We start from the raw sequence: 18,830 nt of genomic DNA, 5'->3' as shown, positions 1-18,830 counted from the left end.
GACGCCGGGCCGTTGGCGCCGACTGTGTGGATTTTGGTGCGTTGGATGACCAGAAATCCACACAGTCCCGCGTAACCGGACCTGTCACGACGGCCGGGCGGGGAGGGTGTGTGGAAATAGGGACGTTCACTGTCCCTATTTCCACACACCCCTCACCCTGAGTGACACCCCACGCCCTCGCCGGCCACTTGGCCCCTTCCTCGCATCAGGTGCGCGGAAGGGGCCATCATGAGCTCATGAGTGATCAGTCCGAGCGGTGGGTCGACGCCACCCAGCTTCCTGAAGAACTCGTAGCTCTCATCGACACACTCCGCCCCGGCGAGGACGTGCGTATCACCCGGAACGGCGAGACGATCGGGACGATTTCCGGTGCCGTTCACGAAAACCCGGCCCCTTCGACGGACTCCGACGACATCACGGTCGTGGCCACCGCCATGAAACTGTCGGCCTCGGCGCGGGACTCGTTGTCCGAGCGGCTCGGCTCCGGCTACCTCGTCCTGGACCTGCACTCTGCTCCCCCGACCGTCGACGTGCTGCTGGTCCCGCCTGCCAGCCCGCAGTTGATCGGCAACTTCCGCGCGCTGTACCCGAAGGCCCGGATCGTGATCACGGAGATCGAGGACGCCGAACTCGGGGTCAGGTTCGAAGGCCCGGTGCGCCGTCTCCTCGACGCCGGCGCCGAGGCCTACCTTCCTTCCAGCACGATCCCGCGTCTGGCGGAGCAGCTGGACCGGACCATGACCCAGCTGAACCAGCTCACCGACGGCAGGCCGGCTCCCCTGACCATCGAATCGCCGCGGGACGACCGCGTCCTCGAATGAGCGCCGGCCGGTAGAACAGTCGTGAGTGACAAGTGGGGTTAGAACGACACTTGCCACTCACGACATGGGCGAGGCTCAGGGCGTGCGGATCGACATCCGGCCGGTATCCCGATCACCCGATGAAGGGCAGGACCGGCGGCCAGGCGACTTCCACGAACCGCGGCCGGTAGATCCGCGCGTCCGCGATGTTGTCGCCGTGATCGAGCGAGTTCACGTTGTACGACACCATAAGCCTCCCCGGACGGCTCAGCTGCGGATGCGCGGTCGCGTCGTAGACGATCCGCCGGTCACCGGCTTCGGGTGCCCGGTAAAGAACCCGCGGTTCACCGAACGGACCGGTCGGCGAACCGGCGGTGTACGCGAGCATCACCGGGCTGAAGCCGGGACTGGTGTCCATGGTGATCAGCACGTATTCGCCGCCGGTCCGGGTCACCGAGAAGGCCGTCCCGATCCCGGACAGCATCCGGGCGGAGTCCTCCTCGTGGGACGACCAGCCGAAACCGGTCCAGAACCGCCATGGGCCGCGAAGGCCGCCGACGGGCACCCTGGCGAGCTTGAGGTGTCCTTCTTCGGCGCCGTAAATGTAGGTGTAGCCGCCATCGTCGAGCAGCTCCGATCCCCACGCGACCCTGTCGCTCACCGGGATCACCAGCAGCTCGGACGGGGTCAGCGCGGGCAGCCGGAACGTGGCCAGCGAGGTCCCGGTGCGCCGGAAATCGAGCCCGCCGGGCCCCGTCGTCTCGTACCGGTTGTAGAGCACCCGCAGGACGTCGCCTTCGACGACGCCGTCACCGACCCAGTAGTGCTCACCGGAGCCCGCGAGCCCGATCAACGGCTCCGGGGCGTCGGCGGTGCCGCCGTGCAGCGTCTCCCCCAGCGTGCCTGCGGGCCGCTGGACGACCAGGGTGTTGCGGGCGATCGGGCTGTCCGGCGGGCGGCTGTGGTCCGGGTTCACCCTGCCCAGGAACGTGTCCGAGAACAGCCACGCGGTGCGGCCGTCCGGCAGCGGGACCGACACCGTGCGATCCCCGCCGGTCCAGTGCCCGCCCTGGTCGCCGTAGCCGTTCCAGAGCTCGTTCAGCCCGCCGCCGGGGGCCACGGGCAGCGGCGCGGACGCGACGCCGCTGCTTGCCACCACGGCGCTGAGCAGCAACGCGGACACGACGAGAATCCGCGACGGCCGGCGCATCGGATCATGCTAAGGCCGCGGCGGTCTTTGTACGAGCCTTGTGCGGCAGGTGGTTACGGTCCGCGGCATGTCCTGGAAACTGCTTTCCGTGAGCGTGCTCGCCGCAGTCGCGTGCACCGGATTCACAACGGCCGAAGCCGCTTCGAAGACCTACTACGTCGACCAGGTCTCCGGCAGTGACACCGCGAGCGGCACCTCGCAGCAGGCCCCGTGGAAGTCCCTGGCGAAGATCTCCGCCACCACCTTCACCGCGGGCGACACCGTCCTGTTGCGTCGCGGCGGGACCTGGCCCGGTGGTCTCACCGTCAACGGCTCGGGCGTCACGATCGGCGCGTACGGCACCGGCGCCCGGCCGATCGTCAAGGGCCACACCGAAGCGTGCGTCCACCTGCCCGGCAACGACAACGTGGTGCGGGATCTGCAGATCGGCGTCGCGGCCGACGCGGGGCGCTGTTCGTGGGCCGGGGTGAAGGTGACCGGAGACCGCAACAAGGTGCTGTCGAATCTGATCACCGGCGCCGGCGCGGGCGTGTACATCGCGCCGTCTGCCGACCACACCGAGGTCACGCAGAACGACCTCGTCGACAACAACCACATGACCGTCGTGACCCCGGGCGGCAACGACGACTCCGGCGCGTTCGCCGTGCTGGTCCAGGGCGACGACTCCGACATCGGCTGGAACCGGATCAGCGGCTCGATCGCGAAGGCCGACGACTTCGGCGGCCTCGACGGGGCCGCCGTCGAGATCTTCTACGGATCCCGCAACGTCATCCACCACAACATCTCCGAGGACAACGAGACCTTCGCCGAACTCGGCACGGACACGAAAGACCCCGACGGCGTCTCGACCGGCAACGTCTTCGAGTACAACGCGGTCTTCGGGGCCAAGACGCGGGGCGGGATCATCACGCGCGGCGCCGAGGACGGCAACGGGCCGGTGCTCGGCACGGTGTTCCGCAACAACTCGCTCCGGCTTTCGAACGCCGAGTCGGAGGGCTTCGTCTGCTACGGCGGCTGCACGAACAAGACGCTGACGATGACGCAGAACGTCGTCCAGGCGGCGTACAAGGTCGGCTACGCGGACACGACCTTCACCGCGACCGATCACAACGTCTACTTCGGCGGGCTCCGGCAGTTCACGGCGGGCGCGACGGACAAGGTCGCGGATCCGAAGTTCACCTCGGCCACGAACCTCGTCCTGAAGGCGGGAAGCCCGGCGATCGACCTCGGCACCACGAAGTACGACGACCGCGACGTCGACGGCAACCCGGTGTACGCCGGGGCCCGGGTCGATGCCGGCGCCTACGAGTTCCAGGGCTGAACGCCGTGAAGGCCTCCTTCCCTACTCTGAGGGTAGGGAAGGAGGCCTTCACGGACGACCGAGCGTCAGTTGTAGATGCGCTGGACGGCGCCCGCCGCGAGGAGCCCGTTGGCCCACAGCGAGTTCACCCGCGAGACCTCCTGGGCGTTCGGCTTGGCGTTGGTGCAGGACGGGCCGGGGCCGCCACCGGACATCAGTTCGGAGCACGGACCCTGGTAGTTGTCCGGCAGACCGAGCGCGTGGCCGGTCTCGTGCGCGGCGATCCGCGTCTGGTTGTACTGCTGTGCCTGCGAATAGTCGATGAAGATGGTGCCGCGGCCGTGACCGTCGGTCTCGGCGTACGAACCCGAGGGGTCGTTGCCTTCGGTGTAGCGCAGGGTGGCCCCGGACGAGCTCTCCTGCAGCTTCACGTTGGACACCGAGTTGTTCCAGTTCGCCGCGCCCGCCTGGATGGCGGCACGGAAGCTGGGCGCTCCCGAGGCGTCGTAGTAGACAGTGGTCGCCGCAGCGGCCGACTGGGCAGGCTCGACAGCCGCGGCCTGACCGGCGGTGACCGGGACGGCGAGCAGCGCCAAGCTCACGGACGCGGAGACGAAGAACTTCCTTGCCATGGACCCACTCCTTGTGAGGACAACGGAATGGTTCGTGAATTTAGGAGCCTCGGCCGCGACTCGGCACCGACTTTCGTCGCGTCAGCCAGCTGGTGATTTACCAACACTTTCGCCCTATTGACATGCACACGTTCGCATACGACCATGCACGGCCCACCGCACTCACGGCCTCAGCACGAGCTTGCCCGAAGTCGCTCGCGCCTCCAGTTCCGCGAGCGCTTTCGACCCGTCCGCGAGGTCGTACACCGTCGGAGTCCCCGGCATACAGACACCGGCGGCGATGAGCGCGCGCAGCTCCTCCATCAGCTCCGCGAAGATCACCGGCGCCTGCTCGATCAGGACACCGAGATGCAGACCGATCACGTGGATCTGGTGCCGGAAGTTCAAGTCACGGTTGGTGATCGCGGCCTCTCCCCCGGCGACGCCGTAGACCACGACGCGTCCGGTGACCCGCTTGGCGGCGGCGAGGCTCGCGGCGAACCCCGCGCCGCCGACCGATTCGAGCACGAGGTCCACCTCTCCCGTCTCCGCTCCATAGTCGAGAACCCTGTCGGCGCCCAGCGCCCGCACCGAGTCGTGCTTGCCGGGCGAAGCGGTGCCGATGACGGTGGCGCCGTAATGCTTGGCCAGCCGGACCGCGGCCTGACCGACCCCGCCGCCCGCCGCCCGCACCAGCACGGTCTCGCCGGCGGCCAGCCGCCCCAACGGTTTGAGCGCGGCGAGCGCGGTGACCCAGTTCAGGATCAGCCCGATCGCCTGGTCGGCCGACCAGCCCGCCGGTACCGGAACCGCGCCGGCCGCGGACATGACCATGTACTCGGCGAAGGCCCCTCCGCCGGTCCCGACGACTTGGTCGCCGACGGCAGGCGCGGTCACTCCCTCCCCGACGGCCACGACCACTCCGGCGGCCTCGAATCCGGCGATGTACGGCACTTCCGGGCCGTCTTCGTACGTCCCCCGGGTCTGCATGACGTCGGCGAAGTTGACGCCGGCGGCGGCGACCTTCAGCAGGATTTCGCCTGGTCCCGGCGTCGGAACCGGTGCGTCGGTGATCAGGCGGAGATCTTCAGGACCGTTCGCGGAGTCCTGTCGCAGAGCGCGCATCGAAGTCATGTCCGCACACTAAAACCCTCACGTTTGCGTCAGGGTCAAGTCGCGGAGGTACGCGTCGAGGGCGTCGCGATTCCGGGTCATGAGCGCGATCCGGCGATCGAGTACTTCCCGCTGCCGCGCGACCTCGTCGAGCATGTACTCGCACGGCACTTTCGGCCGGACCTCCCCCGGCCCGTCGAGGTACGGGAGGACTTCGCGGATCAGCCTGACCGGCAGGCCCGCGTCGAGCATCCCGCGGATCTGCTGGACGGCCTCGACCGAACCGGAACAGAAGTCGCGGTAGCCGTTGCCTTCCCGGCCAGGGCTGATCAAGCCCTCTTCCTCGTAGTAGCGCAGCGCACGGACGCTGACCCCGGTCTTCCGTGCGAGTTCGCCGATCTTCACCCTGCCCACGGTAGCCATCGGGGCGCGGTATAGGTCGTTATACGGTTTTCGGCTTGTACCAGACCTCGGGGCGGCCGACCTGGCCGTAGCGGGGTTCGCGCTGGGCGAGGCCGTTGTCGGCGAGGTATTCGAGGTAGCGCCGCGCGGTGACGCGGGAGGCGCCGATCGCGGTCGCGGCCGCCCCGGCGGACAGGCCATCCGCGGCCGAGGCGAGGACTTCGGTGATCGCTTCCAGGGTCTGCCCGCTCATCCCCTTCGGCAGGGCCTGCCGCTCGGTGGTGCGCAACGTGCCGAGCGCCCGGTCGATCTCGGCCTGCCCGGTGACTTCGCCCGAAGCTCCGTGGAACTCGGCGTACCGCTCCAATTTCTCGCGCAGGGAAGCGAAAGTGAACGGTTTCAGCAGGTACTGCACCACGCCGACCGACACGGCCGCCTTGACCAGCGCCAGATCACGCGCCGAGGTCACCGCGATGACGTCGATCGGGAGGCCGGCCGCGCGCAGCGACCGGCACACCGCGAGACCGTGCGTGTCCGGGAGGTAGAAGTCCAGCAGCACCAGGTCGACCGGTTCGCGTTCGCAGAACCGCAACGCGTCGGCGCCGGAATGGACGACACCGGACACGGTGAAACCGGGCATTCTCTCGACGTACACCCGATGCGCGTCGGCGGCCACGGGTTCGTCCTCGACGACCAGCACCTTGATCATCGTGTCGGCTCCTTCGGCGGGTTCTTCAGCGGCAACCGCACGGTGAAGACCGCGCCCTCGTCGCGGCCGACGTCGATGGTCCCACTGTGCCGCCTCACCGCCTGACCCACCAGCGCCAAACCGAGCCCGTGCCCGTCCTCCGGTTTGGTCGACCAGCCGCGCCGGAAGACGCCCTCGACGTCGTCCACGCCCGGGCCGGTGTCGGCGACCCGCAGCAGCAACTCCTCGGCGTCGGACCGCACCGTGACCTCGACCCCTGGCCGTCCGCCGTCGCCGGCGTTCCCCGCCGCCGCGTCGATCCCGTTGTCGATCAGGTTTCCGAGGATGGTCACCAGGTCCCGCGGCGGGACGCCGGTGTCCGAGTCCTCCATGACGGTGTCGGGCGTGATCGTGAACTCGACGCCGCGTTCGCTCGCCTCCGCGGCCTTTCCCAGCAGCAATGCCGCGAGCACCGGTTCGGCGACCGCGCCGACCACCCTGTCGGTGAGTTCCTGCGCCAGCGCGAGCTCTTCGGTCGCGAACTCGACGGCCTGTTCGGGGCGGCCGATCTCGACCAGCGAAACGACGGTGTGGAGCCGGTTCGCCGCCTCGTGCGCCTGCGACCGCAACGCCTCGGCCAGTCCGCGCACCGTGGTCAGTTCCCCGGTCAGCGCCTGGAGTTCCGTGTGATCGCGCAGGATCACGACGGTGCCCATCGCCTCCCCTCGCGAGCGCACGGGCGCCGTGCTGACGACGAGCACCCTGGCTTCGGTGAGGTGGAGTTCGTCGGTGCGCTCCTCGCCCGAGGTGAACGCTCGGACAAGGTCTTCGGGAATGTCCAATGCGGACAGTTCCCGGCCGACCGGATCGGCGGCGACACCCAAGAGCGCCCGGGCGCCGTCGTTGCACAGCACCACCCGCCCGTCGCCGCCGACGAGCAGCAGTCCCTCGCGCATGGAATGCAGGACGGCTTCGTGATACTCGAACAGGTTGCTCAGTTCCCCGGGGGCGATCCCCCTGGTCTGCCGCCGGAGCCGGGCGCTGACCAGATAACTGCCGATCCCACCGACCACCAGCACCGCCACCGCGACCCCGATCAGCGGCCACAGACGTTCGCGCAGTTCGGCGTCGATCGCCTCGACGGTGATGCCGACCGAAACCAGCGCGACGACCTGTCCCGCGGCGCCGTGGACCGGGACCACGACGCGTTCGGAAGGCCCGAGCGAACCGGCGTAGGTCTCGACGACCTTGCCGCCGCGCTGCGCCTCGCCGATGTTCCCGATGAACGGCTGCCCGATCAGCTCCGGATTCGGGTGCGTGTAGCGGATCCCGTTCGTGTCCATGATGGTCACGAAATCCACTTCCGTGTCCGCGCGGACACTCTGCGCGAACGGCTGCAGTGTCCGGCTGGGTTCCGATGTGGACAGTGCTGCGAGTACGCCGGGCGCGTCCGCCACCGCTTCGGCGACGGCGGTCACCCGGTCCCTCGCCCGGTCTCCGGTGGCCCGGACGGAATCGAGATAGGCGAAGGTCACGCCCGCCGCGACGAGCACGAAAAGCACCACGAGCTGGAGAATCAGCAGCTGGCGGGCAAGACTGCCGCGCCTGGTCCGGATCCGCGTCGTCGAGGGCACCCGCTCATACCAGCACACCGGCCCGGGGGCCGCTCAGCGCGCCCGGCCGGAATTCCCCGGAAACCACTCGCGCGAACTCAATGAACACAACCGTGACCCAGCTCACCTGCCCGGGTGATAGTGACCGGCAATCCCACGGACACCCCCTGAGCTGGAGGCAAAGGTGCCTACAACGCCGGAAGCGGCGCCCCGACGCCGCGACAAGATGCACTACCTGTACCTGGCCGTGATCGCGGCGGTCGTCCTCGGCGTCATCGTCGGGTTCGCCGCGCCGGGCCTGGCCAAGGAGCTCAAGCCGCTCGGCACGGGCTTCGTCAACCTGATCAAGATGATGATCTCCCCCATCATCTTCTGCACCATCGTGCTCGGCATCGGATCGGTGGCGAAGGCCGCGAAGGTCGGCAAGGTCGGGTTGCTGTCGCTCGGCTACTTCCTGATGATGTCGACCTTCGCGCTCGCGATCGGCCTCGTCGTCGGCAACCTCCTGCACCCGGGTCAGGGCCTGCACCTCGACCCGGCGGCCGCCGCGAAGGCGCACACGCAGGCCGAGGGCGCCGAAGGCACCGTCGACTTCCTGCTCGGCATCATCCCGACCAGCTTCGGTTCCGCGTTCACCGAAGGCCAGGTGCTGCAGACACTGCTGGTCGCGCTGCTCGCCGGCTTCGCCGTACAGAAGCTGGGCACCAAGGGCGAGCCGATCCGCCGCGGCATCGAGCACATCCAGCGACTGGTGTTCCGGATCCTCGCCATGATCATGTGGGCCGCGCCGGTGGGCGCGTTCGGCGCGATCGCCGCGGTGGTCGGCGAAACCGGCTGGGGCGCGCTGCGCAGCCTCGCCGTCATCATGATCGGCTTCTACCTGACCTGCCTGGTGTTCGTGTTCGGCGTGCTCGGCACGGTCCTGTGGCTCGGCGCGCGGGTCAACATCTTCACGCTGCTCCGTTACCTCGGCCGCGAATTCCTGCTGATCCTCTCGACCTCGTCGTCCGAATCCGCTTTGCCGCGCCTGATCGCGAAGATGGAGCACCTCGGGGTTTCCAAGCCCGTCGTCGGCATCACCGTGCCCACCGGGTATTCGTTCAACCTCGACGGCACGGCCATCTACCTGACGATGGCGACGCTGTTCATCGCCAGCGCGCAGGACCAGCCGCTGGGCGTCGGCGAGCAGATCTCCTTGCTGCTGTTCATGATCATCGCGTCGAAGGGTGCGGCGGGCGTGAGCGGCGCCGGCATCGCCACCCTCGCCGGCGGCCTCCAGTCGCACCGGCCGGAACTGGTCGACGGCGTCGGCTTCATCCTCGGCATCGACCGGTTCATGTCCGAGGCCCGCGCGCTGACGAACTTCGCGGGCAACGCCGTCGCGACCGTCCTGGTCGGCACGTGGACCAAGGAGTTCGATCGTGAACAGGCGAACCGGGTCTTCAGCGGTCAGGCCCCGTTCGACGAAGCCACGCTGATCGACGACCACTCCGACACCTCCCCGGATCCTGACGGCGACAGGGAGAAGGCCGTGGCGCACGCGTAGCGCCCGGCGAGAAATCGGAACCGCGGTGCGAGGGTCCCCCGTCCTCGCACCGCGGTTCTTCTTTTCTGGAAAACTCCAAGGCATGCCGGACGCCATCGACAGCTACGTGATCGGGCGGTATTCGAAGCTCCTGCACGGCAACTTCGCCGGGATGATGAGCGGCCCCGAAGGTGAGACCTTCCTGCGGGACCTTGCCGAGGACGCGTCGCGGATCACCGACGAGGACTTGGAGTTCCTTCTCGACCACGGGTGGCGGGAACGGATCACCGCCGCCTGGCTGATCGGCACCGGCCGCCGCACAGCGTGGCGCGGACGCCTCCGGGAACTCCTCTTGGAGAGCGGAATGGTCTTCGCCGGGCAGGGCTACTGCTTCGCGCTGGCCCGGTTCGGCACCCTCGCCGACGCCGAGATCCTCGTGTCCTATCTGGACCACTACCTCGCGCGACCGGACCTGCGCTACGACCAGGCGTGGGCGCTCGCGGCCCTGCACCACCTCGACGCCGATCTCAGGACGGCCTACACGTCGCGCTATCTGCGACCTGGCGGCCTCTGGGAAAGCTGGTCCGCGGCCGACAACACGGACCTGCCGTTCCAGAAGATGTACTTCGACATGCTGTGCTCGCACGTCCAGCGAGCGGTGTACATCAGACGCTGACCCTCTCGTCGTAGACGACGCGGGACGCGGCGATCGAGTCGCGGTGGCGCTCGGCCCAGCTCAGCAAACCGCTCAGCGACGCGTACAACTCCTTCGCCATCGCCGTGGCCTCGTACTCGACCTTCGGCGGCACCGTCGGGTACACGGTGCGGACGAGCAGGCCGTCGCGTTCGAGGTTCCGCAGGGTCAGCGTGAGCATCCGCCTGCTGATCCCCTCCACCGACCGCTCCAGTTCGGTGAACCGCACCGGACCGCGTGTGGCCTCCAGCAGGATGCCGATCGCCCACTTGCCGCTGATCCGGTTGATCACCTCGAGCACGGTGCACGCCTCGAGTTTTTCCGGGTCGACCACACTGGCCCGCACGGTCACATCGGTGTTCCCCTGGGACATGGAAGTGCCTCCTTCCGGCAGGGAACAGAGTTACACAAGATGGGCGCTGTTACAAGTGATGCACCAAGGCATCACCTGCGGAAAGAACGGACCGAAGGCTCAGGAGGTGATCGTCGCGTAGGCCCATTCGGAGACTTCGTCGCCGAGGCGTACTTCGGCGGCGCCTCCGGGTTTCCAGACCCCGCTGCCACCGAACGCGGCCATCCCGCCCGTCTTGCCGGAATACTGGGAAAGCACCACCCACATCCCGTGCCCTGCCGCGACGCCGACCTGGTCGAGCAGCCGCTGCTCCTGGCCGTCACTGAAAAGCGCGCTGAGGACGTAGACTTCGGCGCCTGCTTCGGCAAGCTCCCTGGAGTGGTCCGGATTCGCGGCGTCGAGACAGATCGCGAGACCGAGCCGCCTGCCCTCGACCTCGATGATCACCTGGCGTGTGCCCGGTTCGAAGAGCTCTTCCTCGCTGTTGTGCAGATTGCGTTTCGCATAGGTGGCAACGGTTTCCCCCTCCGGACCGAGGACGAGCGAACCGATGTACCTGCGGCCGTCCTCCACGAGCGGAAGCCCGATGACGGCGTGCACACCGCCGGCCCGGCAAGCCTTCCGGAGCGGTTCGAGGCGTGGGTCGTCCGGCACCAGCCAGAGACCGGGCTCGGCGGCGAGCGCCTCGAACTCCAGGCCGGTCAGGGAAAGTTCGGGGAAGACGCAGAGATCGGCGTCCACGCTCCTGAGGAGCCTCGCGTGTTCGGCGATGTTCGCGGTGAGGTCCGCTGGGACGGTGAACGGCTGCACGGTGGCGACACGCATGGCCGGAGCCTAGCCCGCCGAAGCCCCCAGATACCCCTGCAATCCGTGTTGCCCCCGTCGCATCATGAGCGCGTGATTGATCCGGAAGACCGGCCTGGCTATGCGATCGAGCTTGCGCAGCAACAGTTTCCGCGCCTCGACCTCCTGCGTGATCTCCAGTCTGGTGCCGCCGCCCACCGGGGTCAGGGTGCCCGCCAGCATCCCTTCGAGATCACCGCTGAGCAGGACCCGCACCCGGCCTTCGTGCTCGTCCTGCCGGTCGCGGTGCATCCGCACTGTCAGCGCGTACGGCAGCCTGGCCCGGCATACGAGCTCGGCGGTGTCTTCGTCGACCTGACTGACCGAACGGACGTCGCGCCACCACAGCGGATACGCGGCGAGGTCGACGACTGCGTCGAAGACAGCCTTGGGCGAGGCGGGAAGCACCCACGTGTCGCGGAAGCGGTATCGACCGCCTCCACGACCCGTGAGCGAACCCGTCATACCTGCGCCGACACCAGGTTCCGGCCGTCCATGGTCACGACGTCGACCGAGGCCACGTCGCCGGGGGCGACCAGTGCCGAGCCGTCGATCCCGGTGCCCTCGCGTTCACCCTTCGCCGAAACCAGCCAGCTGCCCGCGTTGACCCGCTCACCGCTCTTGGTCACCACGACGAGCTGGCACTTCTCGCCTTCACGAACGCCTTCCGCCTTCGCGTGGAGCCGGATCCAGCCCACCGCCGGGATCACCCGGACCGCCAGCTGCGCACCCGTGTCCCGGTTCGTCGCCGCGATATCGCGGGTACCGGGGACCGCGGCTGTCGCCGTCGGCACCGGCAAGGCCACCGTCGACGGTTCGGGCGACGTCTGCCGTCCGACCAGCACGCCCGCGCCCAGCGCCACGACGACCAGCACGGCCGCGCCGGCGACGGCGACGGCGAGAAGCCGACGGGGCTTGTGTTCCTGAGTGCCTTCTTCTTCGCGAACCTGACGCAGCGTGCGCTGCAGGAGCAGGTCTCCCCCGTCGGGAGGTCCTTCGAGGAACGCCTCGGGCGGCACCTCGTCGAGGTGGTACCGCAGCTCCGACAGCTCGCGCACCTCGCGACGGCACGCGGGGCAGCTCGCCAGATGTGTCTCGAACATGGCCGCTTCCGCCGGGGTAAGGCCGCCGAGGACGTAGGCGGCAAGCTGGCCTTGGTCGTGTCCCACCGCACTCATCGCGCTACCTCCTTCCCTGTTCCCGACATCACGGCTCTCAGTGCCCGTAACGCGTAATAAGATCTCGACTTAACGGTACCCGGGGCCACGCCCAGGGATTGCGCCGCTTCGGCCACCGTCCGGCCCCGGTAGTAGATCTCCACCAGGACCTCACGATGTTCCGTGGAAAGACCGTCCATCGCGCCGAGCACGGCCATGGAATCCACGACGCTCTGCGCATGGTCCTTTTCCACTGCCGGAGTCGGCGCGCCCTCTTCGGGCTCCGGCACTTCGGGCGGCCTCGCCGCCCTGGCCCGCGCACGGTCGGTGATGATGTTCCTGGCGACCGTGAGCAGCCAGCCCCGCACCGATCCTTTCGCGTCGTTCTCCAGGTCTTCGGCGTGTTTCCATGCCCGGACCAAGGTCTCCTGTACGACGTCCTCCGCGGCCGCGCGGTCCCCGGTCAGCCTCGTCGCGTACGCCAGCAGGCTTCGCCCGTGTTCGGCGTACAAGTGCCGGACCAAGTCCTCGCCTTTGGCCTTTTTGGGCCGCCAGCCTCCGATCGCCACTCGTGTCCTCCCGACGGTCTTCTGGGTCGGCGAGGACAGTACTGCAACCCGCAGGGGCAGAGTGGATCGTTCGGCGCGCGCCGCGATCGAACTGTGCATCGGCACCGGCCTCTCCTCGGTTCTCCATGGCCGCCTCCTCTTGGCTCCCACACGGACGGCGCGGCGATGCGGTTCAACCGGGTCTTGTCGATCACCGGACGCGCTCGTATGCTGACGCCTCCGGATTCCGCCGCCGCCTGATTCCCGGAAGGGTGGAGGCGTGCGCAAGAAACTCGCGATCGTCCTGCTGGCGGTGGCCCTCGCGGCCGGATGCGCGGAAGAACCCCGTTTCAGCGCGACGCTGACGGATCCGGTGAACGTCGACCTGAGCTGGCCCGACGACGATCCGGACGCCGCGGGCAGGATCGTCGAGTACACGACCGATCCGCGGGGGGCGTACACGATCCTGCGGTTCGTGCCGCCCCGGCAGACGGCCTACCGGCATCCGGATCTGATGCCGGAAACGCGGTTCTACTACCGGATCCGGCCTTTCTACGGTGCTGTGTCGGACGCTGTCACGGTTTCCGGCCCCGCCGTCGGCGGCTCGGCCGGGCCGCCGGTCTCGCTGCGCACGAGCGGCCAGGCAGCCGCTCCGGCCGCGTTCCGTGCCGAGCCCGCGCCGGAGGAGATGGTGCGGTTCAGCTGGGCCGACCGCTCCAGCGACGAGGACGGTTTCCTCGTGGAGATCAAAAAACCCGGCGCGGACGGGTTCGTGCCGATCGAGGTCTCGGATCCGGGGACGACGTCGGCCGGACTCGCCTCGATGCCGGGCGAAGCGGGCGCCTCGTACCGGCTGCGCGCCTTCTACTACGGGCCCGCGTCACCGGTGCTGGACCTCGTGAGTGGTAAGGACGGTTAGAACCGTCCTTACCACTCACGAGCCCTAAACGAGAACGGTCTTCAAGAACTCGCCGGTGTAGCTCTCTTCCACCGCGGCGACGTACTCCGGCGTGCCCTCCGCGATCACGGTGCCACCGCCGGAACCACCCTCGGGACCCATGTCGATGATCCAGTCCGAGGTCTTGATGACGTCGAGGTTGTGCTCGATGACGATCACCGTGTTGCCCTTGTCCACCAAGCCGTTGATCACGCCGATCAGCTTGCTGATGTCCTCGAAGTGCAGACCGGTGGTCGGCTCGTCGAGGATGTAGACCGTCTTGCCGGTGGACCGCTTCTGCAGTTCGCTGGCGAGCTTGACGCGCTGCGCCTCGCCGCCCGACAGCGTCGGCGCGGGCTGCCCGAGCCGGACGTAGCCGAGGCCGACGTCGACGAGAGTGGCCAGGTGCCGGTGGATCGCCTTGATCGGCTCGAAGAACTCGGCCGCCTCCTCGATCGGCATGTTCAGCACGTCGGAGACGGTCTTGCCCTTGTAGTGCACCTCGAGGGTCTCGCGGTTGTACCGGTCGCCCTTGCACACCTCGCAGGGGACGTAGACGTCCGGCAGGAAGTTCATCTCGATCTTGATCGTGCCGTCACCGGCGCAGGCCTCGCACCGGCCGCCCTTGACGTTGAAGGAGAACCGGCCCTGCTGGTAGCCGCGCACCTTCGCCTCGGTGGTCGCGGCGAACAGCTTGCGGACGTGGTCCCAGACGCCGGTGTACGTCGCCGGGTTGGACCGCGGGGTGCGGCCGATCGGCGACTGGTCGACGCGGACCAGCTTGTCGACACCGGCCAGCCCGTTCACGCGGGTGTGACGGCCCGGGACCTGACGCGCGCCGTTGAGCTTGTTCGCCAGCACGGTCGCGAGGATGTCGTTGACCAGCGTGGACTTCCCGGAACCCGAGACACCGGTGACCGACACGAGGCAGCCGAGCGGGAACGACACGTCGAGCCCGCGCAGGTTGTGCTCACGCGCGCCGACGACGGTCAGCTGCCGCTTCTTGTCGATCGGGCGCCGGATCGCCGGGACCTCGATCTTGCTGCGGCCCGAAAGGTACGCGCCGGTGATGGATTCCTTGTTCTTCAGTATCTTCTTGTACGGTCCACTGTGGACGATGTGGCCGCCGTGCTCACCGGCGCCGGGGCCGATGTCGACCACCCAGTCGCTGGAGCGGATGGTGTCCTCGTCGTGCTCGACGACGATCAGCGTGTTGCCGAGGTCGCGCAGCCGGACCAGCGTCTCGATCAGCCGGTGATTGTCCCGCTGGTGCAGCCCGATCGACGGCTCGTCCAGCACGTACAGCACGCCGACCAGACCGGAACCGATCTGCGTGGCGAGCCGGATGCGCTGCGCCTCGCCGCCGGACAGCGTCCCGGAGGCGCGGTCGAGCGAGAGGTAGTTGAGCCCGACGTCGAGGAGGAAGCGCAGCCGCGCCTGGATCTCCTTGAGCACCGCGCCGGCGATGACCTGCTCGCGCTTGCCGAGCTCCAGCTCGTCGAGGAACTGCGACGCCTCCGCGATCGAGAGGGCGCAAACCTCGGCGATCGACCGGTCACCCTGCGTCTTGTGCTCGAGGGTGACCGCGAGGATCTCCGGCTTGAGACGCGTGCCCTGACAGGCCGGGCACGGCACCTCGCGCATGTAGCCCTCGTACCGCTCGCGCATGTACTCGGACTCCGTCTGCTCCTGGCGCCGTTCGAGGAACGGGATGACACCCTCGAAGGCCGCGTAGTACGAACGCTGCCGGCCGTAGCGGTTCTTGTAGCGGACGTGGACCTGGTCGTCGACGCCGTGCAGGACGGCCTTCTGGACCTTCGCCGTCAGCTTGCGCCACGGGGTGTCCATCCGGAAGCCAACGGTCTCGGACAGCGATTCGAGCAGGCGGATGAAGTAGTCCGCGCTCTGACCGCCCGCCCACGGCGCGATGGCGCCCTGGGCGAGGGACATCTCGTCGTCCGGGACGACGAGTTCCGGGTCGACCTCCTTGCGGACGCCGATACCGGAGCACTCGGGGCAGGCGCCGTAGGGCGCGTTGAAGGAGAACGAGCGCGGCTCGAGGTCCTCGATCGCCAGCGGGTGGCCGTTGGGACAGGCCAGGTTCTCGGAGAAGCCCCGCACGCGATGCGGGTCGTTGTCCGGCAGGTCGACGAACTCCAGCTCGATCAGGCCGTCGGCCAGCCGGAGCGCCGTCTCGACCGAGTCGGTGAGCCGCTGCCGCGAGCTCGTCTTCACCGAAAGCCTGTCGATGATGACGGCGATCTGGTGCTTTTCCTGCTTCTTCAGCTTCGGCGGCTCGGTGAGCGGATGGATCGTCCCGTCGACCACGACACGCGCGTAGCCCTGCTGCTGCAGGTTCTCGAAGAGGTCGAGGTACTCCCCCTTGCGCCCGCGCACGACCGGCGCGAGCACCTGGAAGCGGGTGCCCTCCTCCATGGCGAGCACCTGGTCGACGATCTGCTGCGGGGTCTGCTTGCTGATCGCCTCGCCGCACTTCGGGCAGTGCGCCTTTCCGGCGCGGGCGTAGAGCAGGCGCAGGTAGTCGTAGACCTCGGTGATGGTGCCCACGGTCGAACGCGGGTTGCGCGAGGTGGATTTCTGGTCGATCGACACCGCGGGCGACAGGCCCTCGATGAAGTCGACGTCCGGCTTGTCCATCTGGCCGAGGAACTGGCGCGCGTACGCCGACAGCGACTCGACGTAACGACGCTGCCCCTCGGCGAAGATGGTGTCGAAGGCGAGGCTCGACTTTCCGGACCCGGACAGACCGGTGAACACGATCAGGCTGTCGCGGGGCAGGTCGAGATCCACTCCGCGGAGGTTGTGCTCGCGGGCGCCGCGAACAACGAGGCGATCAGCCACGCCAGGGTCCCTTCAGGTTTCATTCTCAGCTGCGGTCGCCGGCCCGGTCGATAGCTGCACGGGCGGCCGCTTCCATGCTACGAGGCACCACCGACAGAAACTGGTTCCGAGTCCTTGACCTGCGGTTTTCCAGGCGTCTTGCGTCGATCCCGGCGAGCTGTGAGCCACCGGTGAACCGGCCGTTCGACGCCCGCGGTGATCGCCCAGCCCCCGAGTACGGCGGCGGCGAGCACGAGGGGCAGACGCAGCCAGCCGGGGACGCCGAGGTTCAGCAGGGCACGGGCCAGGATGTAACCGAGTTCCTGGTGCACCAGATAAAGACCATACGAGATGCCCGCGAGCCAGGTGACAGCCGGGGCGATCCTGGAGAGACCGGGGAACCGCCAGTCCGGTCCGCGCGCGGCCAGGCACACCAGCAGCAGCATGATCGCGAAGCCGATGGCCGACGGCCAGCGCTCGGGATCGTTGGGCATGGCCTGGTGGAACGGGAAGACCTGCAGGTCCTGGGCAGCGCAGGCGGCGAGCACGAAGAGCGCGACGTGCCAGTGCGCCAGCCGCCGTTTCGCCCACAGCCAGATCGCGATCCCGATCGCGAAGACATGGACGCGGTGCAGGCCGAGGCCGTAGTAGAAGGTCTCCACGAGCTTCGGTGTCGAAACCGGGTCGAACACGACGAACCGGAGGAAGAGCGGGACCAGGATCAGCGCCCAGAGCAGCCCGACGGTGAGCCGATGGGTCCGCCAGCGGCGCGGCCACAGCAGGGCCGCGGCGGTGAACGCGATGAGCTGGACCGGCAACGTCCAGTAGGCGCCGTCGAGGTAGTAGAAGAGTTCGTACCGCCAGCCCCATTCCTGGACCATGCCCAGGTTGGCAAGCAGATCGGCGCCGGTGGGGATGTACCAAGGCGACGGATCCGACGGCGGCCCCTGCGGGACGCCGAACAGGAAGCCGGAGAGGCCGGGCGGGAACGGCAGGCCGCTGAACCGGATCGTCGCGTACCGGGCGACGACGTAGGTGACGGCGACGGCCACCAGATACGCGGGCACCAGCCGCGCGACCCGGTTCCACAGCCACCTTCGAGGTTCACCCTTTCGAAGGCTCGCGCAGACGAAGAAGGCGGAAATCACCAAAAGGATGGCCGCGCCGAACTGAGCGGTGACCCGAAAGGGGTACCCCACCAACTCCGGGTGCAGAAGCGCCCCCTGATGGGTGACATGCCCGAGCATGACCGCGAAGACGGCGACCACGCGAAGGACGTCCCAGCTGATCTTGCGCGGAGTGCGCGGTGAGGCGTCGGGCACGGGGGTCCTGGGGCTCGGGTGGCAGGGCGACGCGAGCCTACGTCCTGCCCCTGTGTGGCGCCTGTGCGGGTGGAACCGATTGCAGGCGAACGACTACCGTGTGCGCTGTGAACATCGTCGAGACCTACACCGGGCATGTCGACCCCGGCGGCGACGCCGCCCGTCGCACCCTGGACGCGCTCACCATCACGAAGCTGTCGGTCGGCCCGATGGACAACAACGCGTACCTGCTCGTCTGCCGCGCCGAGAACGAAGCGCTGCTGATCGACGCCGCGAACGATCCGGAACGGATCTCCGACCTCGTCGGCCACGGCCCCGACCGTCCCGCGCTGAGGACCGTCGTGACCACCCACCAGCACCAGGACCACTGGCAGGCCCTCGGCGCCGTCGCCGGCGCGAACGGCTCGAACACCGCCGCCCACCCACTGGACGCCGAGCCGCTGCCGATCCCGCCGGACTTCCTCGTCGAGCACGGCGACACGGTCAAGGTCGGGCAGATCACCCTCGAGGTGATCCACCTGCGTGGTCACACCCCCGGCTCCATCGCGCTGCTGTACCGCGACCCGGCCGGGCACCCGCACCTGTTCACCGGCGACTCGCTGTTCCCAGGCGGTCCTGGGCGGACAACAAGTCCGGAGGAGTTCGCCAGCCTGTTGGACGACCTGGAAGCACGCATCTTCGGCGAGCTGCCGGACGAAACGTGGTTCTATCCGGGACACGGCGACGACTCCACGCTTGGCGAGGAGCGTCCCAAGATTCCGGAGTGGCGCGAACGCGGCTGGTGAGCTGACGACGTTCCCGAACGGGGCTGCCTAACACATAGGCAGCCCCGTTTCGTTTGCACCGGAACGGACGGGGCAGCTGGTCACGTCGC

Annotated in this window: 19 protein-coding genes; 6 read left to right on the top strand and 13 right to left on the bottom strand. The window is 68.3% G+C overall.

Annotated features, from left to right (window positions below; genetic code table 11):
* The first annotated feature begins 236 nt into the window (after positions 1-236).
* Positions 237-821: a hypothetical protein gene (locus ACFOSH_RS42905; protein WP_378247367.1), complete on the top strand. Its 585-nt coding sequence runs from the start codon at positions 237-239 to the stop codon at positions 819-821.
* 112 nt (positions 822-933) lie between these two features.
* Here ACFOSH_RS42905 and ACFOSH_RS42900 read toward each other — a convergent pair whose 3' ends face one another.
* The gene (locus tag ACFOSH_RS42900; RefSeq protein ID WP_378247365.1) at positions 934-2,010 is read right to left on the bottom strand and encodes a DUF5005 domain-containing protein; all 1,077 of its coding nucleotides are present in this window, start codon (positions 2,008-2,010) and stop codon (positions 934-936) included.
* Between the two features lie 67 nt (positions 2,011-2,077).
* Here ACFOSH_RS42900 and ACFOSH_RS42895 point away from each other — a divergent pair, with 67 nt between their 5' ends.
* A complete protein-coding gene (locus ACFOSH_RS42895; RefSeq protein ID WP_378247363.1) occupies positions 2,078-3,331 on the top strand; it encodes a choice-of-anchor Q domain-containing protein in 1,254 nt (417 codons plus the stop codon).
* Positions 3,332-3,396: 65 nt separating this feature from the next.
* Here the strand turns inward: ACFOSH_RS42895 and ACFOSH_RS42890 are convergent, their stop codons facing one another.
* The 5 genes from ACFOSH_RS42890 to ACFOSH_RS42870 all read right to left on the bottom strand — a co-directional run bounded on the left by ACFOSH_RS42890 (position 3,397) and on the right by ACFOSH_RS42870 (position 7,758).
* Positions 3,397-3,942, bottom strand: coding sequence for a snapalysin family zinc-dependent metalloprotease (locus ACFOSH_RS42890; RefSeq protein WP_378247361.1), 546 nt, complete (start codon positions 3,940-3,942; stop codon positions 3,397-3,399).
* Between the two features lie 162 nt (positions 3,943-4,104).
* On the bottom strand, positions 4,105-5,055 hold the full coding sequence (locus ACFOSH_RS42885; RefSeq protein WP_378247359.1) for an alcohol dehydrogenase catalytic domain-containing protein: 951 nt from the start codon (positions 5,053-5,055) through the stop codon (positions 4,105-4,107).
* Between the two features lie 18 nt (positions 5,056-5,073).
* On the bottom strand, positions 5,074-5,457 hold the full coding sequence (locus ACFOSH_RS42880; protein ID WP_378247357.1) for a MerR family transcriptional regulator: 384 nt from the start codon (positions 5,455-5,457) through the stop codon (positions 5,074-5,076).
* A 19-nt stretch (positions 5,458-5,476) separates the two neighbouring features.
* Positions 5,477-6,145 carry a response regulator gene (locus ACFOSH_RS42875; RefSeq protein WP_378247355.1) on the bottom strand — a complete coding sequence of 223 codons (669 nt, stop codon included), beginning with the start codon at positions 6,143-6,145 and terminating at the stop codon, positions 5,477-5,479.
* Complete coding sequence (locus ACFOSH_RS42870; protein WP_378247353.1) at positions 6,142-7,758, bottom strand: ATP-binding protein; 1,617 nt, start codon at positions 7,756-7,758, stop codon at positions 6,142-6,144. The genes ACFOSH_RS42875 and ACFOSH_RS42870 overlap by 4 nt, the downstream gene beginning before the upstream one ends.
* Positions 7,759-7,963: 205 nt before the next feature.
* Between ACFOSH_RS42870 and ACFOSH_RS42865 the strand changes: the two genes are divergently transcribed.
* Together ACFOSH_RS42865 and ACFOSH_RS42860 are read left to right on the top strand one after the other, a co-directional pair.
* Complete coding sequence (locus ACFOSH_RS42865) at positions 7,964-9,283, top strand: cation:dicarboxylate symporter family transporter (protein WP_378247436.1); 1,320 nt, start codon at positions 7,964-7,966, stop codon at positions 9,281-9,283.
* A gap of 82 nt (positions 9,284-9,365) precedes the next feature.
* Complete coding sequence (locus tag ACFOSH_RS42860; protein ID WP_378247351.1) at positions 9,366-9,938, top strand: DUF6000 family protein; 573 nt, start codon at positions 9,366-9,368, stop codon at positions 9,936-9,938.
* On the opposite strand, the gene ACFOSH_RS42855 is transcribed toward ACFOSH_RS42860, so the two are convergent.
* The 5 genes from ACFOSH_RS42855 to ACFOSH_RS42835 form a co-directional block, all read right to left on the bottom strand.
* On the bottom strand, positions 9,928-10,329 hold the full coding sequence (locus ACFOSH_RS42855; protein ID WP_378247349.1) for a winged helix-turn-helix transcriptional regulator: 402 nt from the start codon (positions 10,327-10,329) through the stop codon (positions 9,928-9,930). The two genes, ACFOSH_RS42860 and ACFOSH_RS42855, sit on opposite strands and share 11 nt — an antisense overlap.
* A 99-nt stretch (positions 10,330-10,428) precedes the next feature.
* Positions 10,429-11,133: a carbon-nitrogen hydrolase family protein gene (locus ACFOSH_RS42850; protein WP_378247347.1), complete on the bottom strand. Its 705-nt coding sequence runs from the start codon at positions 11,131-11,133 to the stop codon at positions 10,429-10,431.
* Positions 11,134-11,142: 9 nt separating this feature from the next.
* Positions 11,143-11,616 carry an SRPBCC family protein gene (locus tag ACFOSH_RS42845; protein WP_378247345.1) on the bottom strand — a complete coding sequence of 158 codons (474 nt, stop codon included), beginning with the start codon at positions 11,614-11,616 and terminating at the stop codon, positions 11,143-11,145.
* Entirely contained in the window at positions 11,613-12,329 is a 717-nt protein-coding gene (locus ACFOSH_RS42840; RefSeq protein WP_378247343.1) for an anti-sigma factor family protein, read from the bottom strand. Before ACFOSH_RS42840 ends, ACFOSH_RS42845 begins: the two co-directional genes overlap by 4 nt.
* Positions 12,326-12,877 (bottom strand): sigma-70 family RNA polymerase sigma factor, encoded by a 552-nt coding sequence (locus tag ACFOSH_RS42835; RefSeq protein WP_378247434.1) that lies wholly within the window; start codon positions 12,875-12,877, stop codon positions 12,326-12,328. Before ACFOSH_RS42835 ends, ACFOSH_RS42840 begins: the two co-directional genes overlap by 4 nt.
* Positions 12,878-13,136: 259 nt before the next feature.
* Here ACFOSH_RS42835 and ACFOSH_RS42830 point away from each other — a divergent pair, with 259 nt between their 5' ends.
* The gene (locus ACFOSH_RS42830; RefSeq protein WP_378247341.1) at positions 13,137-13,775 is read left to right on the top strand and encodes a fibronectin type III domain-containing protein; all 639 of its coding nucleotides are present in this window, start codon (positions 13,137-13,139) and stop codon (positions 13,773-13,775) included.
* A 24-nt stretch (positions 13,776-13,799) separates the two neighbouring features.
* On the opposite strand, the gene uvrA is transcribed toward ACFOSH_RS42830, so the two are convergent.
* Together uvrA and ACFOSH_RS42820 are read right to left on the bottom strand one after the other, a co-directional pair.
* Positions 13,800-16,655: an excinuclease ABC subunit UvrA gene (uvrA, locus tag ACFOSH_RS42825; protein ID WP_378247339.1), complete on the bottom strand. Its 2,856-nt coding sequence runs from the start codon at positions 16,653-16,655 to the stop codon at positions 13,800-13,802.
* A 77-nt stretch (positions 16,656-16,732) separates the two neighbouring features.
* Positions 16,733-17,956 carry an acyltransferase family protein gene (locus ACFOSH_RS42820; protein WP_378247337.1) on the bottom strand — a complete coding sequence of 408 codons (1,224 nt, stop codon included), beginning with the start codon at positions 17,954-17,956 and terminating at the stop codon, positions 16,733-16,735.
* Between the two features lie 107 nt (positions 17,957-18,063).
* On the opposite strand from ACFOSH_RS42820, the gene ACFOSH_RS42815 reads away from it, so the two are divergent.
* Positions 18,064-18,741, top strand: a complete 678-nt coding sequence (locus ACFOSH_RS42815; protein WP_378247335.1) for an MBL fold metallo-hydrolase — start codon at positions 18,064-18,066, stop codon at positions 18,739-18,741.
* Positions 18,742-18,830 lie beyond the last annotated feature (89 nt).

The organism is Amycolatopsis speibonae (assembly GCF_042647925.1).
GTDB lineage: Bacteria > Actinomycetota > Actinomycetes > Mycobacteriales > Pseudonocardiaceae > Amycolatopsis > Amycolatopsis speibonae.
The sequence above is the reverse complement of the archived record's forward strand: the minus strand, read 5'-3'. Positions and strand labels throughout refer to the sequence as shown.

Bases quoted from the DNA above. Each gene is read 5' to 3' on its own strand.
- ACFOSH_RS42905 (WP_378247367.1), top strand. From the start codon at position 237: ATGAGTGATCAGTCCGAGCGGTGGGTCGACGCCACCCAGCTTCCTGAA.
- ACFOSH_RS42900 (WP_378247365.1), bottom strand. From the start codon at position 2,010: ATGCGCCGGCCGTCGCGGATTCTCGTCGTGTCCGCGTTGCTGCTCAGC.
- ACFOSH_RS42895 (WP_378247363.1), top strand. From the start codon at position 2,078: ATGTCCTGGAAACTGCTTTCCGTGAGCGTGCTCGCCGCAGTCGCGTGC.
- ACFOSH_RS42890 (WP_378247361.1), bottom strand. From the start codon at position 3,942: ATGGCAAGGAAGTTCTTCGTCTCCGCGTCCGTGAGCTTGGCGCTGCTC.
- ACFOSH_RS42885 (WP_378247359.1), bottom strand. From the start codon at position 5,055: ATGACTTCGATGCGCGCTCTGCGACAGGACTCCGCGAACGGTCCTGAA.
- ACFOSH_RS42880 (WP_378247357.1), bottom strand. From the start codon at position 5,457: ATGGCTACCGTGGGCAGGGTGAAGATCGGCGAACTCGCACGGAAGACC.
- ACFOSH_RS42875 (WP_378247355.1), bottom strand. From the start codon at position 6,145: ATGATCAAGGTGCTGGTCGTCGAGGACGAACCCGTGGCCGCCGACGCG.
- ACFOSH_RS42865 (WP_378247436.1), top strand. From the start codon at position 7,964: ATGCACTACCTGTACCTGGCCGTGATCGCGGCGGTCGTCCTCGGCGTC.
- ACFOSH_RS42860 (WP_378247351.1), top strand. From the start codon at position 9,366: ATGCCGGACGCCATCGACAGCTACGTGATCGGGCGGTATTCGAAGCTC.
- ACFOSH_RS42855 (WP_378247349.1), bottom strand. From the start codon at position 10,329: ATGTCCCAGGGGAACACCGATGTGACCGTGCGGGCCAGTGTGGTCGAC.
- ACFOSH_RS42850 (WP_378247347.1), bottom strand. From the start codon at position 11,133: ATGCGTGTCGCCACCGTGCAGCCGTTCACCGTCCCAGCGGACCTCACC.
- ACFOSH_RS42845 (WP_378247345.1), bottom strand. From the start codon at position 11,616: ATGACGGGTTCGCTCACGGGTCGTGGAGGCGGTCGATACCGCTTCCGC.
- ACFOSH_RS42840 (WP_378247343.1), bottom strand. From the start codon at position 12,329: ATGAGTGCGGTGGGACACGACCAAGGCCAGCTTGCCGCCTACGTCCTC.